We start from the raw sequence: 14,346 nt of genomic DNA, 5'->3' as shown, positions 1-14,346 counted from the left end.
CTCCGATGGCTGAGCAGACCCGGCTGTGGCAGCTACTGCGCCCCCACCGCTACCAGCTCGCCGGTGCATTGTTCCTGCAGGTCGTCAGCGCCGTCGGCGGCCTGGTGCCCTATCTGGCCGTGGTGGAGCTCGGCCGCGAGCTGCTCGCTCCGGGGCCGCCCGACCGGCGTCGGATCTGGCTCGTCGTGGCCGTCGCCGCAGCCGGCCTGCTGGTCCGGCTGGTCGCGGGAGCACTGGCCTCGGCGGTTGCCCACACGGCCGACAGCAGCATGCAGCTCTCGTTGCGTCGAATCCTCGCCCGGCAGCTGACCGAGGTGCCGATGAGCTGGTTCTCCCGGCAGAGTTCCGGTGGCCTCAACCAGGTCGTCCAGAACGACGTCAACGATCTGCACACATTGGTCGCCCACACCCCTGGCGAGCTGACCTCGGCTGTCGTGGTCCCGGTCCTGTCGTTGGTCTACCTCGCCACCATCGACTGGCGGATGACGCTGGTGGCCCTCGTGCCGGTCCTGGTCGGGCTCGTGCTGCGTCGCGCGCTCTCCACCGAGCGACGCAAACGCGACGAGCTCGAGGTGGACGCCGCGATGGGGCGGATCGCGGTCGCGGCGGTGGAGTTCGTCGAGGGCATCGCCGTGGTCAAGACGTTCGGTGGCGGTGGACGCGCGCACGGGCGGTTCGTCGCCGCCGCCGACGACTTCGCCCAACTCTTCCTGCGCTGGGTGGGCCGTGCGGCGTGGCTCGCCTCACTGGCCACCCTGGTGCTCTCACCGATGTTCGTGCTGCTGGTCGTGCTGGTCGGCGGTACCGCAATGATCGGATCGGGCACCCTCGCTCCGGCTGACCTGCTGCCGTTCCTCCTGCTGTCCCTGGCGCTCACGGCACCCGTCGCGGCACTGGCCCACGGCCTGGACAACGTCAACGCCGCCCGCCGGGCAGCAGTCCGGATCGGAGCGATCCTGGCGGTGCCGCCCGCCCCGCGCCCGGCGACGCCGCGGATCCCCGATGGTCACCTCATCGAGCTGCGCAACGTCAGTTTCAGCTACGACGGGAAGCGCACGGTGCTCAGCGACCTCGACGTGGTGATTCCGCCCGGCAGCAAGGTGGCCGTTGTCGGCGCGTCCGGTGCCGGCAAGTCCACCGTCGCGCAGTTGCTGCTCGGCTTCCTCACCCCGACCACCGGATCGGTGCTGCTCGGCGGCGTCGAGGTCCGCGACATCGAACCCTCCGTGCTCTATCGACATGTCGCGTTCGTCCCGCAGGACGTCCGGCTGCTCCGCACCACCGTCGCCGACAACATCGCGCTCGCGTCGTCGACGGCCAGCCCCGAGGAGGTGGTGCGGGCCGCACGCGAGGCGGGAATCGACGCGCACCTCGACAGCCTGCCCCGCGGCTACGAATCCGTGGTCGGCGAGGACGCCGGACTCTCCGGCGGCGAAGCCCAGCGGGTTTCGGTGGCGCGGGCCCTGCTGCTCGACGCTCCCGTGCTCGTGCTGGACGAGGCCACCGCGTTCGCCGACCCGGCGACCGAGGCGAAGACCCGCGCGGCGATAGACCGCGCGGACAACCGGCGTACCCGGGTGGTGATCGCCCACCGGCTCGAGACGATCCGTGACGCCGATCTTGTGCTGGTCATGGCGGACGGCCGGATCGCCGAGCGGGGCACCTTCGACGGGTTGCTCGCCGCCGACGGGTTGCTCGCCGCCATGTGGCGTGCCCAGCAGGCACCCACCGGGGTAACCGTGGCGGCGGAAGCCGTCGCGCCACCGAGAGGAGCCACGTGGTGATCGCCCTGCTCTCCCGGATCCTCGGGCCTGACCACGTACGCCCGCTGAACCGTGCCCTCGTCCTGATCACTGTCGCATCCGTCGCCGAAGGGCTGGCCTATGCGTTGCTGATCCCGCTGCTGCGGGCGCTGCTGGCCGGTGATGCCCCGGGTGCCTGGCCGTGGCTCGCCGCGTTCGGTGGCGCGGTGGCGGTCGCCATGGTGCTGCGGTTCCGCAGCGATGTCGCCGGCTTCAGCACCGGGGCGGCCCTGTCCCGGGGCCTGCACCACCGGCTCGGCGACCACCTGGCCCGCCTGCCGCTCGGCTGGTTCACCCGTCGGCGGCTCGGTGAGGTCGGCATGCTCGCCAGTCGGGGCGTCCTGTCGACCATGGCGGTGCCGGCGCACCGGCTCCAGCCGATGATCGGTGCGGTGGCGACGCCGGCGACGGTGGCGCTCGTGCTCTTTCTGGTCGACTGGCGGCTCGCGCTGGCCGCGCTGGCCACGGCGCCACTGATCCTGCTGGCCCAGGTCTGGACGAATCGAACGACCGCGAACCTGGACCGCGAGCGGTCGGTCAGCGCCGACGACGCCGCGAGCAGGGTCGTGGAGTACGTGCAGGCCCAGCCCGTCCTGCGGATGGGTGGCACGACCGGCCGGGGCTACGGGCTGCTCGACTCGGCCCTTGCCGAGCAGCAACGCACCGGGCGACGTGCGGCGATCAAGGCGATCCCCGGCGTGCTGGCGCTCTCCCTCACGGTGCAGGCCGGGCTGACCGCGCCGCTCGTCCTCGGTGCCGGCCTGGCGCTCAGCGACGGGATCGGCACGATCGACCTGCTGGTCGTGTTGATCCTCGCGACCCGGTGCGTCGACCCGCTCCTGTCGCTCTCGGACCTCGCCGGCCAACTGCGCAACTCCCGGGAGGAACTGGAGCGGATCGACGCGGTGCTCGCGACTCCCACCTTGCCGGAGCCTGCCGATCCGGCTCCGGTACGCGGTGGCGACATCGAACTGGACACCGTCAGGTTCGTCCGCGACGGCCGGGAGGTGCTGCACGGCGTCTCGGCCGTCATCCCCGAGGGCGCACGGGTCGCATTCGTGGGACCGTCCGGTGCCGGCAAGAGCACCATTCTCCAACTCATCGCCCGTTTTCATGATCCAGATTCGGGTGCCGTCAGGCTCGGCGGTGAGGATCTGAAAGGACTTGGGTCGGCACAGGTGACGGAGCACGTGTCGATCGTCTTTCAAGATGTCTACCTCTTCGATGCAACGATCTCTGAGAACGTACGACTGGGTCGTCCCGACGCCTCCGACGAGGAGGTCTTCGCGGCGGCGCGGGCGGCGAACCTCCAGGAGGTGGTGGATCGCTTTCCCCGGGGATGGGACACCGCAGTGGGTGCGGGTGGTGCGGCGCTGTCCGGCGGCGAGCGGCAGCGGGTGTCGATCGCGCGGGCGCTGCTCAAGGACGCACCCGTGCTCCTGCTCGACGAGCCGACGGCCGCACTCGATGTGGTGGGTGAAGCCGCGCTGCAGAGCACTCTCGACGGACTGATGGCGGGGCGAACGGTGATCATGGTGGCGCACCGGCTACGTACCGTACGTCATGTTGATCAGGTCTTCTTTGTCGACGACGGGAACATCGTCGAGTCGGGCACCCATGACGAGCTGTTGACGCGGGGCGGCCGGTACGCGAACTTCTGGTCGATGGCGCAGGGACGTCCTCAGCGGGTGGGGAAACGCCGGTGAGATTCGATGCAGGTGCTGCGATCAGATCGCGTTCGGGTCGAGCGTGGGCGGCCGGTCGGGTCGGCCCACGGTCTGCCCCAGCAACCCGTCGATGACCGCGATCAGCCCCGACCGGTGCGTGTCGCGTGCGGTGAGTGTCGACCACCGGCCGGCGAGGGCGGACAGCCGCGGGAACATCGTGGGGTCGAGGGTGGCGAACGCCTTCTCCCGGTGTGCTCCCGCGTCCGGCCGGGAGTAGTGCTTCCCGCGGGAAGCCCGCAGCATCAGCTCGCCAGCGGTGTAGTACCAGATCACCCGGTAGGCGTAGACGGCCTGCTCGGGAGTCATGCCACAGCGGACGGCGCCGTCGACGATGTTCTCGACGATCCACAGGGCGGAGACCGCCATCAGGTCGTCGGAGGCGAGCACCTCGACGATCCACGGGCATTCGGCCAGGATGTCGTGCAGCAGCTGGGCCGCCGTGATCAGCTGGTCGCGGGGCTCGGGTGGCAGGTCCGGGCGGGGGAACTGCGCGGCGTGCTCCTCCAGCAGCAGGAGCAGCAACTCATCCTTGTCCTTCACGTGGTGGTAGAGCGCCATCGGCGTGCTGTCCAGATCCTTGGCGACGCGACGCATCGACAGGCTCCCGACGCCCTCCTCGCCGAGAATCCGTCGGGCCGCCGCCACGATGGCTTCCCTGGACAGGCGTGCAGGGCGTCCGATCCGACCACCCTGCGACGAGGAAGACTGCATAAACCGCTCCGGACCCCCACTGGTACAGGAAGCCCCGACCTGCGGCGTCGCCGCCTTCGCGCAGGGGACGTTCCCGGTGAACCGCACCACCGTATCCGGCGGACCGGGGTAACGGCGCGCCAGGAGCCGCCGCGTCGACGACGTCCGGGGTGCCTGACCCCGGCCGGTGGTCAGGGTGGGCAGCGGGCGTCAGCGCCGTCGCGGCGGGCTCAGGCCGCCGCCTGCCGGGGGCAGAGCATCGGGTGTAGCAGCCGGGACAGCTCGTCGACGTCGGCGACGGGTCGGGCGAAGCCCACCCTCGCCCGTCGGACCGCGCCGGGCCGACCGTAAGCGACCGTCAGGCCGTACCTGTCGATCCGGACCACCCGGGGCGACTCGGCGCCGGAGAGCTTCAACTGGCGGCGCAGGTGGGCCGCGACCTGCTCGGCGTGGTGGTCGGCGAGGTCGGCCAGCAGGTCCGCCTCGGCCGCGTGCAACGGGTCGGGCTCGGCCTGCGCGTACGCCTGCGGGTCGATCGGGCGCATGCCGCCGGCGCGTTCCCAGCGGGCCTCGGTCACCGCGAACCGGTGCAGCAGGAACCGGCTGCCCACGTCGAGCAGGTCGCCGGTGGGTCGGGTGGCGGCGAAGTCCATCGCGGCCTGTCGGGCCGCGTCGCCGTCGAGGCGTTCGGCCCAGCCGGAGACCCAGGCCCGGCCGAGCGAGGGGGCGTCGGCGGTGGGCGGCAGGTCGAGTACGTCGAGGACCGTGGCGACGTCGGTGTCCCCGGCCGGCGGGGTGAGTGCCGTGGCGAGGTCGCCGAGCGCCGGCACCAGCAGCAGCACCCGGCCGGCCGGGTCGGTGGCGTGCCTGACCTGGTGCGGGCCGGTGCTGCCGGCCAGATGGGCGAGGGCGGGCAGCCGGCCCGCGACGAGGGTACGCACGATCTCCGCCGGGCTGGGTCGCATGATCCCGATCTCCTCAACATAGGTTAGCCTTACCTAACTCGCAGGCTAGACCATCCGATCGGAGACGTCGAACGTGAACCACCCCCGTCCCAAGGCCCGGCTCTCCCGTGCCCTCGGCATCCCGCTGACCCGCAAGTGCGTGCGCTACTTCGAGCGGCGTCCCTACCCGCCGGGCGTGCACGGCCGCAACCGGCGCAAGACCTCCGACTACCAGGTGCGGCTGCTGGAGAAGCAGCGGCTGCGCCACCAGTACAACGTCAGCGAGGCCCAGCTGCGCCGGACGTTCGACGAGGCCGCCCGGGGCGCCGGGAAGACCGGCGAGTCGCTGGTCGCGCTCCTGGAACGGCGACTCGACGCGCTGGTGCTCCGGGCCGGGCTGGCCCGCAGCATCTACCAGGCACGCCAGCTCGTCGGGCACGGCCACTTCACGGTGGACGGACGCAAGGTCGACCGGCCCTCGTACCGGCTGCGGCCCGGCCAGGTGGTCGCGGTCCGCGAGCGCAGCCGCACCCTGCCGCCGTTCCAGCTCGCCGCCGCCGGCGCGCACGCCGACGACCGACCCCGGCCGTACCTGTCGGTCGAGCTGACCGGGCTGCGCGCCACGCTGCTGCGCGAGCCCGCCCGGCACGAGGTGCCGGTGATCTGCGACGAGCAGCTCGTGGTGGAGTTCTACTCCCGCTGAGCGGTCAGCGGCGGCCCGGTCAACCGCCCGTGCCGTGGTCGCGGTACGGGCGGGTCGTCGCCGACCACCGTGGAGCCCGGCGCGTCGCCGGCCCGGGTCGGCGTGCCGTCGGCGCGGGCGGTCCACGCCGCCCACAGCCGGGCGTAGCTGCCGTCCGCGGCGATCAGCTCGGCGTGCGGGCCGCTCTCGACGATCTCGCCACGGTCCATGACGACGATGTGGTCCGCGGTCACGGCCTGGGTGAGGCGGTGGGCGACGACCAGGGCGGTGCGTCCCGCCAACGCCGCGGCGGCGGCCTGTTCGAGGTCACGCGCCCCCGCGCTGCCGGCTTCCGCGGTCGCCTCGTCGAGCACCACGACCGCCGGGTCGAGCAGCACCACCCGGGCGAGCGCCAACTGCTGCGCCTGCGCCGCGGTCAGTGGGTGGCCGCCCTCGCCGACCACCGTATCCAGCCCGTCGGGAAGGGTGAGCGCCCAGGTCAGGGCGCCGACCCGGGCCAGGGCGGCGGTGAGCTCCTGCGGCGAGGCATGCGGCCGGGCCAATCGCAGGTCCTCGGCGAGTGGACCGGCGAACACGTGGGTCTCCTGGCTGACCAGGGCGATCGTCCGGGCGGGCAGCTCCGGGACGGGAACACCACCCAGGGTGGCCACGCCGCGGCCGGGGCGCAGGACCCCGGCGGCGATCGACGCGACGGTGGTCTTTCCGGCGCCGGTGGAGCCGACCAGCGCGACCACCCGGCCCGCCCCGACCCGCAGGGAGACGTCGCGCAGCACCGGCGTCGCCCCGTCGTAGCTGAAGCCGACGCCGTCCAGCACGAGGTCGTGCGTCGCGGGCGCGGTGCCGCCCGCGCGACGGTCCGGGTCCGTGCGCAGCACCCCGACGAGGCGGGCCAGGCTGGCCCCCGCGTCCTGGGCCTTGTCGAAGGTGACCATCAGTTGCAGGACCGGGCCGAACAGCCGGTGCAGCAGCAACGCCGCCGCCGACACCTCGCCGAGGGTGACCGCTTCCCGGCGTACGAGCAGGAACCCCACCACCAGCACCGACCCGAGCCCGGCCAGCTCCGCTGCGTTGATCCGTCCCACGAACCGGGTGTAGAGGGCGAACACGCTCGTCGAGAGGTCCCGGGCGCGGGCGGAGGCGTCCGCGATGCCGCCGAGGTGGCGGTCCTCCAGCCGGTAGGCGTGCACCGTGCCGATGCCCTGCACGCTCTCGACGAAGCGTTGGGACCGAGAGGCGATGGCGACCCGCTCGGCCGCGTAGGCCGGCGCGGCCCGGGGGAGGTACCACCGCGAAGCGAGCACGTAGAGCGGGACGGCGACCGCGCCGGCCAGCCCGAGCCGCCAGTCGATGCCGACGATCGTGCCGAGGCTGATCGTCGCCAGCAACAGGGCCGAGACCAGGGTGGGCAGCACCTCGGTGACGGCCCGGTCGATGGCGCTGACGTCCGCGCCGACCCGCGAGACCAGGTCGCCCCGGCCCGCCCGGTCGAGCACCGCCACGGGCAGCCGCAACGCGACGTCCAGGGTGCGTTCGCGCAGGTCGGCGAGGATGCCCGCACCCAACCGGCGGATCAGGTGGGCGCTGACGCCGGTGGCCGCACCACCGACGACGGCGGCGGTCGCGATGAGCACGGCGACCGGGACGAGCACCCCGGTGCCGCCACCGGCGCGGACCCGGTCGACCAGCAGGCCGAAGGCGTAGGCGGGAACGATCGCGGTGGCGGCGGCGAGCAGCCCGACGACCAGCGTGCCGCAGGCGGCACCCCGGCGGGCCCGCAGTTGCGCGCCGAGCCACGCCCTGCTCTCGCGCGGGCCGGCCACGGGCAGCATCGGGGGCGTCACCGCAGCACCGCCCGGCGGTAGCTGTCGTCGTCGGCGACGAGTTCGGCATGCGCGCCCTCGGCGGCGACGACCCCGTCGGCGACGAACACGACCCGGTCGGTGGCGGCGAGCAACGTCGGACTGCTGGTGATGACGATGGTGCCGTAACCGCCGTCCGACCCGTGCCGCAGCGACCGGATGCCGTCGGCGACGGCCTGTTCGGTGACCGCGTCGACGGCGGTGGTCGGGTCGTGCAGGACCAGCAGCGGCGGTCCGGCGAGCAGTGCGCGGGCGAGCGCGACGCGTTGCCGCTGGCCGCCGGAGAGGTTCGCGCCGCGTTCGGTGACCGGCATGTCCAGGCCCGCCGGATGCAGGTGCGCCACCTCGTCGGCGGCAGCGGCGCGCAGGGCCTCGTCGAGGCGTCCGCCGTCGTCGTCGTGCGGGGCGACGTTCGTGGCGAGGGTGCCGCTGAACAGGTCGGTGCGGTGCGGTTCGCTGTGCAGCAGGTGGCGCGCCCGGTCCCGGTCCACGGTCTCCAGCCGTTCGCCGCCGAGCAGGACGTCACCCGAATGGCCGTCGGGCACCGCCAGCAGCCGCGCCAGCGCCTCGGCGTCCGCCGGCCGGGAGGCCACCACGCCGACGAACTCCCCGGCGCGGACGTGCAGGTGCAGACCGGCCAGCGGACCGTACGTCACGTCGGTCAGGCGCAGCTCGCACCCGTCGGGCACGGCGGTGCCCGGCGGCAGGACCACGTCGGCCCGCAGGACGGCGGCGACCCGGTCCGCCGCCGCGCGGGCGGCAGCCGTCCAGCCCGGTACGACCGCGAGCACGCCGAACGGTTCGACGAGGAACTGCGCGGAGCCGATCACCGTGATGAACTCGCCCACGGTGATGCGGCCGGTCAGCGCGAACCAGCCCGCCATCAGCGCGATGCCCCCGGCCAGCAGGCTGCTCAGCATGGTGGACGCGCCCAGGTACGCATTCTGGGTCCGGGAGGCGCGCAGGGTGGCGGCCAGGCTGTGCCGGCTCACCCGGCGGTACCGCCCGGCCCCGGCGTCCTGCGCGCCGATGCCGTGCAGCGGGCGCAGCCCGGTGACCAGGTCGGTGGCGAGCGCGCTGGCCCGACCGGCCTGGTCCTGCTGTTCCCTGACGCGCCGGGCGATCAGCGGGGCTGTGCGGGTGAGGACCGCCAGCACGACCGGGATGGCGATGAGCACGGTCAGCCCGAGCGGTGTCGAGATCAGCAGCAGCGCGACCGCGCTGGCCGTGACCGCCACCAGGGCGCTGGTGACCCGTGGGATGTGGTCGAGCAGGTAGGAGGTGTACTCGGCGTCGGTGGTGGTGACCGCGAGCAGGTCGCCGGTGTGTCGCCCGGTGCGCAGCACGCGCGGGTGCAGGATCTTCGCCGCCAGTTCGACCCGTAGCTGGTGGCCCTCCTCGGCGATGGCCCGTTGCAGGTGCCGCGCGCCGAAGCGGTACGTCACCGCCCCGACGAGGTAGACCAGCGCCAGGGCCGCGGTCCAGCCGAGCAGCGCGGTCACCTCACCGGTGGCGACGGCCCGGTCGACGATGACGCCGATGAGGATCGGCACCAGGGCCGCGCAGAGCTGGTAGACGCCGGCCAGTGCCGTGCCGGTCCAGAGGCGTCGCCCGTTGCGGGCGACCGCCCGGAGCAGGACCGCGGCGCCGGTACTGACCTTGCTCACTATGCAGAACCCCCTGGTCAACGGCTCAGGAACGTGGAGTACTTTACCGATCAAGTTTTAGGTAAGCCTGTCCTTACTATGTGAGTTGGAGTACTCCGTATGCGTCCCACCCGGCTGCTCACCGGAATCGTCGCGGTCGCCACCACGCTCGCCCTCGCCGCCTGTGGCGGGTCCGCCGGCACCGACGAGGAGCCCGCCGCGTCCGGGTCCGCGACGGCGACCTTCCCGCTGACCGTCACCCACGCGCTGGGCACCACCACGATCGCGAAGAAGCCCGAGCGGGTCGCCACCGTCAACTGGGCCAACCACGAGGTCCCCCTCGCCTTGGGCGTCGTCCCGGTCGGCTACGCCAAGGCCAACTTCGGTGACGAGGACGGCGACGGGCTGCTGCCCTGGGACGCCGCGCGGCTCAAGGAACTCGGCGCGTCGACCCCGGTGCTGTTCGACGAGACCGACGGCATCGACTTCGAGGCGGTGGCGGACACCAGGCCGGACGTCATCCTGGCCGCCTACTCCGGCCTGACCAAGCAGGACTACGACACCCTGAGCAAGATCGCGCCGGTCGTCGCGTACCCGCAGGCGCCCTGGGCCACCTCCTGGCGCGACAGCATCAAACTGGAAAGTACGGTCCTGGGCCTCGCCGCCGAGGGTGACGCGCTGATCGCGAAGATCGAGCAGCAGATGAAGGACGAGGCGGCCCGCTACCCGAAGCTGGCCGGCCGGTCGGCGATGTTCCTGACCCACCTCGACCCGACCGACCTCAGCAAGATCAGCTTCTACACCACGAACGACACCCGGGCCCAGTTCTTCACCGACCTCGGCCTGAAGCACCCGGAGAGCATCGCGAAGGCCTCCGCGACCACCAAGGAGTTCAGCCTCACCCAGAGCGCCGAGCAGGTGCAGAACCTCAGCGACGTGGACATCATCGTGACCTACGGTGACGCCGACGGCACCACCCTGGCCACCCTCCAGAAGGACCCGCTGCTGTCCAAGATCCCCGCGATCAGGCGCGGTTCGTTCGTCTCCCTGCCCGGCAGCACCCCCGTCGCCACCGCTGCCAACCCGACCCCGCTCGGCGTGTCGTACGTCCTCAAGGACTACGTCGACCTGCTCGGCAAAGCCGCCGACAAGCTCTGATGACCGCTCTGACGACATCCGGGCCGGACGTCGCCCTGCGGCGACGTCCGGCCCGGACGCGGCTGACCTGGCTCCTGGTCGTCCTCGCCGCGCTGGCCCTGACCCTGCTCGCGTCGGTGGCCTTCGGCTCCCGGATCGTCGGCTGGGCCGACATCACCGCCGCGCTCGGCGGCACCCAGGACACCCTCGACCAGGCGGCCGTGGTCAAACGCCTGCCCCGTACGGTGCTCGCCGCCCTCGTCGGCGCGGCCCTGGCCCTGTCCGGCGCGGTGATGCAGGGCGTCACCCGCAATCCGCTCGCCGACCCGGGCATCCTCGGGGTGAACATGGGCGCGATGCTGGCCATCGCGGTCGGCCTGGCCACCGTCGGCCTGTATACCGCCACCGCGTACATCTGGGTCGCCATCGCCGGGGCGGCGCTGTCCTCGCTGTTCGTCTACGCGGTCGGCTCGCTCGGTCGCGGCGGCGCGACCCCGCTCAAGATCGCCCTCGCCGGGGCGGCCACCTCCGCCGCCCTCGCGTCCCTGGTGGCCGCGGTCGTGCTGCCGCGCGGCGACATCGCCGAGAACTTCCAGTCCTGGCAGGTCGGCGGCGTCGGCGGGGCCAGTTGGGACAGCATCGGCCAGGTCCTGCCGTTCCTGCTCGCCGGGGTGGCCGTCTGCCTGCTGTGCGCCCGGGCCCTGAACTCCCTCGCGCTCGGCGACGACCTCGCCGCCGGCCTCGGCGAACGCGTCGCCCTCGTCCGGGGAATCGCCGCCGCCGGCGCGGTGGTGCTCTGCGGCGCCGCCACCGCCGTCGCCGGGCCGATCGCCTTCGTCGGCCTGATCGTGCCGCACCTGTGCCGGCTGCTCGTCGGACTCGACCACCGCTGGCTGCTGCCGTTCGTGACCCTGGTCGGCGCAGCACTGCTGACCGTCGCCGACGTCGCCGGACGGGTGGTGAACCGCCCCGACGAGATCGAGGCCGGCATCATCACCGCCCTGATCGGCGCGCCCTTCTTCATCTACATCGTCCGCCGGCAGAAGGTACGCGAACTGTGAGCACCACGACCCTGGCGGCCGTCACCCGCGGCCGGGTCCGGCGCGACCGACGACGCCGCGCCGTGCTCGTCGCCCTCACCCTGGCGGCGGCCGCCATGGTCGTCGTCTCGCTGATGGTCGGGCGGACCTTCTACCCGGCCGGCGACGTGCTGCGGGTGATCCTCGGCGAGACCGTGCCCGGCGCGTCGTTCACCGTGGGTGAACTCCGGCTGCCCCGCACCGTCCTGGCCCTGGCGACCGGGCTCTGCTTCGGCATGGGCGGGGTCACCTTCCAGACCATGCTGCGCAACCCGCTGGCCAGCCCCGACATCATCGGCATCAGCTCGGCGGCGAGCGCCGCCGCGGCCTTCGCCATCATCGTGCTCGGCCTGGACGGGACCGGCGTCGCGGTGTTCGCCATCGTCGCCGCGCTCGGCGTCGCCGTGCTCATCTACCTGCTGTCGTTCACCGACGGGGTGGCCGGCACCCGGCTGGTGCTGATCGGTATCGGCATCGCCGCGATGCTCAACAGCGCCACCGCGTACATCCTCAACCAGGCCGGCCAGTGGGACCTGCAGGCGGCGACCCGCTGGCTCAACGGCAGCCTCAACGGCTCCACCTGGGACGAGACCGTTCCGGTGCTGGCCGCCCTGGCCCTGTTCGGCCCGGTGCTGCTGAGCCGGGCGCGCAGCCTGACCATGCTGCAACTCGGCGACGACACCGCCGCGGCGCTCGGCACCCGGCTGGAACGTACCCGGCTGGTCTCGATCGTCGCGGCCGTCGGCCTGATCGCGTTCGCCACCTCGGCCACCGGGCCGATCGCGTTCGTGGCCTTCCTGGCCGGGCCGATCGCCGCCCGGCTCGTCGGGGCCGGCGGCTCACCGCTGCTGCCGTCCGCCCTCGTCGGCGCGCTGCTGGTGCTGGTCGCCGACTTCCTCGGCCAGTTCGCCTTCGACATCCGGTTCCCGGTGGGGGTGATCACCGGCGTGCTCGGTGCCCCGTACCTCATCTACCTGCTCGTCCGCACGAACCGCGCCGGAGGCTCGCTGTGACCACCGACCACGCCCTGACGACCGAGAAGCTGACCGTCGGCTACGGCGACCGCGTCGTCATCGAATCGCTCGACCTGCTCGTCCCGCCCGGCCGGATCACCGCGATCGTCGGCGCCAACGCGTGCGGGAAGTCGACGCTGCTGCGGTCGATGTCGCGGCTGCTCGCCCCGCGCACCGGTCACGTCATGCTCGACGGCCGGCAGGTGCACCGGATGCCGGCCAAGGAACTGGCCCGCACCCTCGGCCTGCTGCCCCAGTCGCCGATCGCGCCGGAGGGCATCACCGTGGCCGACCTGGTGGGCCGGGGCCGCAACCCGCACCAGCGGCTGCTGTCCCGCTGGAGCAGGGACGACGACCGCGCGGTCGCCGCCGCCCTCGACGCCACCCACACCGCCGACCTGGCCGACCGGTCGGTCGACGAACTCTCCGGCGGCCAGCGCCAACGGGTGTGGATCGCGATGGCGCTGGCCCAGCAGACCGACCTGCTGCTGCTCGACGAGCCGACCACCTTCCTCGACGTCAGCCACCAGGTCGAGGTGCTCGACCTGCTCACCGACCTGAACGCCACACGTGGCACCACCATCGTGATGGTGCTGCACGACCTGAACATGGCGGCCCGCTATGCGGGCCACCTCGTCGCGCTCGCCGACGGCGGCCTGCACGCGGCCGGACCGCCGACCGAGGTGCTGACCGAGGAGTGCGTCCGGGCCGTCTTCGGCCTGGACAGCCGGGTCATCGTCGATCCGGTCTCCGGCCGGCCGCTGATGCTGCCGATCGGCCGCCACCACGTCACGGCCGGCCGCGCCTGACCTTCACCGACCCGGCGGTGGGCCATCCGGACGCGCCGTCGGGCGGTCGGCCCGCACACTCCACCGCCCGTCCGTGCGGGCGAGGCGGACCGGATGGTCGAAACACTTGCTGACCTGGTCGCTGGTGAGTACCTCGTCGGCGGGGCCCGACGCCAGCGGACGTCCGTCGCGCAGCAGCATGACGTGGGTCGTCCCGGGAGGAAGCTCCTCCAGGTGGTGGGTGACCAGGACGGACGCGAGCCGCGGACAGGTCTGCTGGAGTGCGTCGAGCCGCTCGATGAGCTGTTCCCGGCCGGCCACGTCGAGGCCGGTCGCGGGCTCGTCGAGCAGCAGCAGCCGGGGCCTGGGCATCAGCGCGCGGGCGATGAGCGTGCGGCCCCGCTCGCCCTGCGACAGGGTGGGCCACCGCGCCCCGCGCCGCTCACCGAGGCCGAGCAGGCCGGTCAACCGGTCGGCCTCGGCGGTCTGCTCCGGGGTCGGCGCCCACCGGGGAACCCGGTCGTTGGTGTTGGTCAACCCGGTCAGCACGACGTCGTGCACGGTGAGCGGCGAACCCGGGTCGTGCCGGGGATCGACGTGGCCGACGGAGGAACGCAGCTCCCGCAGGTCGACCCGGCCCAGCCGGTGACCCAGCACCTCGACGGTGCCCCGGGTGGGATGGGCGACCGCCCCGAGGAGGCTGAGCAGGGTGCTCTTGCCCGCTCCGTTCGCGCCGAGCAGCGCCCAGTGCTCGCCGGCCCGTACCGTCAGCGAGACCTCGGACAGGATCGGCCTGCCGTCGCGGACGACGGCCGCGTCCGTCACCCGCAGCACCGGCGGCGCGGTCACGGGGAAGCCCTGCGGCAGGTCGGGCAGCATGCGGGACACCGTAACAACGGCTCCGGCGTCACCCCGGTCGGATCTCCTCGGGTGGGACGCTCCCGGCACGCGTCCGGCC

General features: G+C 72.9%; 12 protein-coding genes. 7 read left to right on the top strand and 5 right to left on the bottom strand.

What is annotated here, in order from left to right:
• The first annotated feature begins 5 nt into the window (after nucleotides 1-5).
• Entirely contained in the window at nucleotides 6-1,784 is a 1,779-nt protein-coding gene (locus tag ACN260_RS17215; RefSeq protein WP_422752081.1) for an ABC transporter ATP-binding protein, read from the top strand.
• Nucleotides 1,781-3,508 (top strand): ABC transporter ATP-binding protein, encoded by a 1,728-nt coding sequence (locus ACN260_RS17210; RefSeq protein WP_422752080.1) that lies wholly within the window; start codon nucleotides 1,781-1,783, stop codon nucleotides 3,506-3,508. The genes ACN260_RS17215 and ACN260_RS17210 overlap by 4 nt, the downstream gene beginning before the upstream one ends.
• Before the next feature lie 21 nt (nucleotides 3,509-3,529).
• Here the strand turns inward: ACN260_RS17210 and ACN260_RS17205 are convergent, their stop codons facing one another.
• Both ACN260_RS17205 and ACN260_RS17200 read right to left on the bottom strand, forming a co-directional pair.
• On the bottom strand, nucleotides 3,530-4,174 hold the full coding sequence (locus ACN260_RS17205; protein ID WP_422752079.1) for a TetR/AcrR family transcriptional regulator: 645 nt from the start codon (nucleotides 4,172-4,174) through the stop codon (nucleotides 3,530-3,532).
• Between the two features lie 275 nt (nucleotides 4,175-4,449).
• On the bottom strand, nucleotides 4,450-5,184 hold the full coding sequence (locus ACN260_RS17200; RefSeq protein WP_422752078.1) for a DUF2470 domain-containing protein: 735 nt from the start codon (nucleotides 5,182-5,184) through the stop codon (nucleotides 4,450-4,452).
• Between the two features lie 73 nt (nucleotides 5,185-5,257).
• On the opposite strand from ACN260_RS17200, the gene rpsD reads away from it, so the two are divergent.
• Entirely contained in the window at nucleotides 5,258-5,866 is a 609-nt protein-coding gene (gene rpsD, locus ACN260_RS17195; protein WP_422752077.1) for a 30S ribosomal protein S4, read from the top strand.
• Here the strand turns inward: rpsD and ACN260_RS17190 are convergent.
• Nucleotides 5,854-7,707 carry an ABC transporter ATP-binding protein gene (locus ACN260_RS17190; RefSeq protein WP_422752076.1) on the bottom strand — a complete coding sequence of 618 codons (1,854 nt, stop codon included), beginning with the start codon at nucleotides 7,705-7,707 and terminating at the stop codon, nucleotides 5,854-5,856. The genes rpsD and ACN260_RS17190 overlap by 13 nt on opposite strands.
• Nucleotides 7,704-9,392 (bottom strand): ABC transporter ATP-binding protein, encoded by a 1,689-nt coding sequence (locus ACN260_RS17185; protein ID WP_422752075.1) that lies wholly within the window; start codon nucleotides 9,390-9,392, stop codon nucleotides 7,704-7,706. Before ACN260_RS17185 ends, ACN260_RS17190 begins: the two co-directional genes overlap by 4 nt.
• Before the next feature lie 99 nt (nucleotides 9,393-9,491).
• Between ACN260_RS17185 and ACN260_RS17180 the strand changes: the two genes are divergently transcribed.
• The 4 genes from ACN260_RS17180 to ACN260_RS17165 are packed head-to-tail and all read left to right on the top strand — an operon-like array spanning nucleotide 9,492 to nucleotide 13,409.
• Entirely contained in the window at nucleotides 9,492-10,529 is a 1,038-nt protein-coding gene (locus ACN260_RS17180; protein ID WP_422752074.1) for an iron-siderophore ABC transporter substrate-binding protein, read from the top strand.
• Entirely contained in the window at nucleotides 10,529-11,569 is a 1,041-nt protein-coding gene (locus ACN260_RS17175; RefSeq protein WP_422752073.1) for a FecCD family ABC transporter permease, read from the top strand. The genes ACN260_RS17180 and ACN260_RS17175 overlap by 1 nt, the downstream gene beginning before the upstream one ends.
• Nucleotides 11,566-12,600, top strand: a complete 1,035-nt coding sequence (locus tag ACN260_RS17170) for a FecCD family ABC transporter permease (RefSeq protein ID WP_422752072.1) — start codon at nucleotides 11,566-11,568, stop codon at nucleotides 12,598-12,600. Before ACN260_RS17175 ends, ACN260_RS17170 begins: the two co-directional genes overlap by 4 nt.
• Nucleotides 12,597-13,409 (top strand): ABC transporter ATP-binding protein, encoded by an 813-nt coding sequence (locus ACN260_RS17165; protein WP_422752071.1) that lies wholly within the window; start codon nucleotides 12,597-12,599, stop codon nucleotides 13,407-13,409. Before ACN260_RS17170 ends, ACN260_RS17165 begins: the two co-directional genes overlap by 4 nt.
• 3 nt (nucleotides 13,410-13,412) lie before the next feature.
• Here the strand turns inward: ACN260_RS17165 and ACN260_RS17160 are convergent, their stop codons facing one another.
• Nucleotides 13,413-14,267, bottom strand: coding sequence for an ABC transporter ATP-binding protein (locus ACN260_RS17160; RefSeq protein ID WP_422752070.1), 855 nt, complete (start codon nucleotides 14,265-14,267; stop codon nucleotides 13,413-13,415).
• Between the last annotated feature and the right edge of the window lie 79 nt (nucleotides 14,268-14,346).

This window comes from Micromonospora sp. WMMD708 (genome assembly GCF_049315245.1).
Taxonomy (GTDB): domain Bacteria; phylum Actinomycetota; class Actinomycetes; order Mycobacteriales; family Micromonosporaceae; genus Micromonospora; species Micromonospora wenchangensis.
Note: the sequence above shows the minus strand (reverse complement) of the source record. Positions and strands in the feature narration are given on the sequence as shown.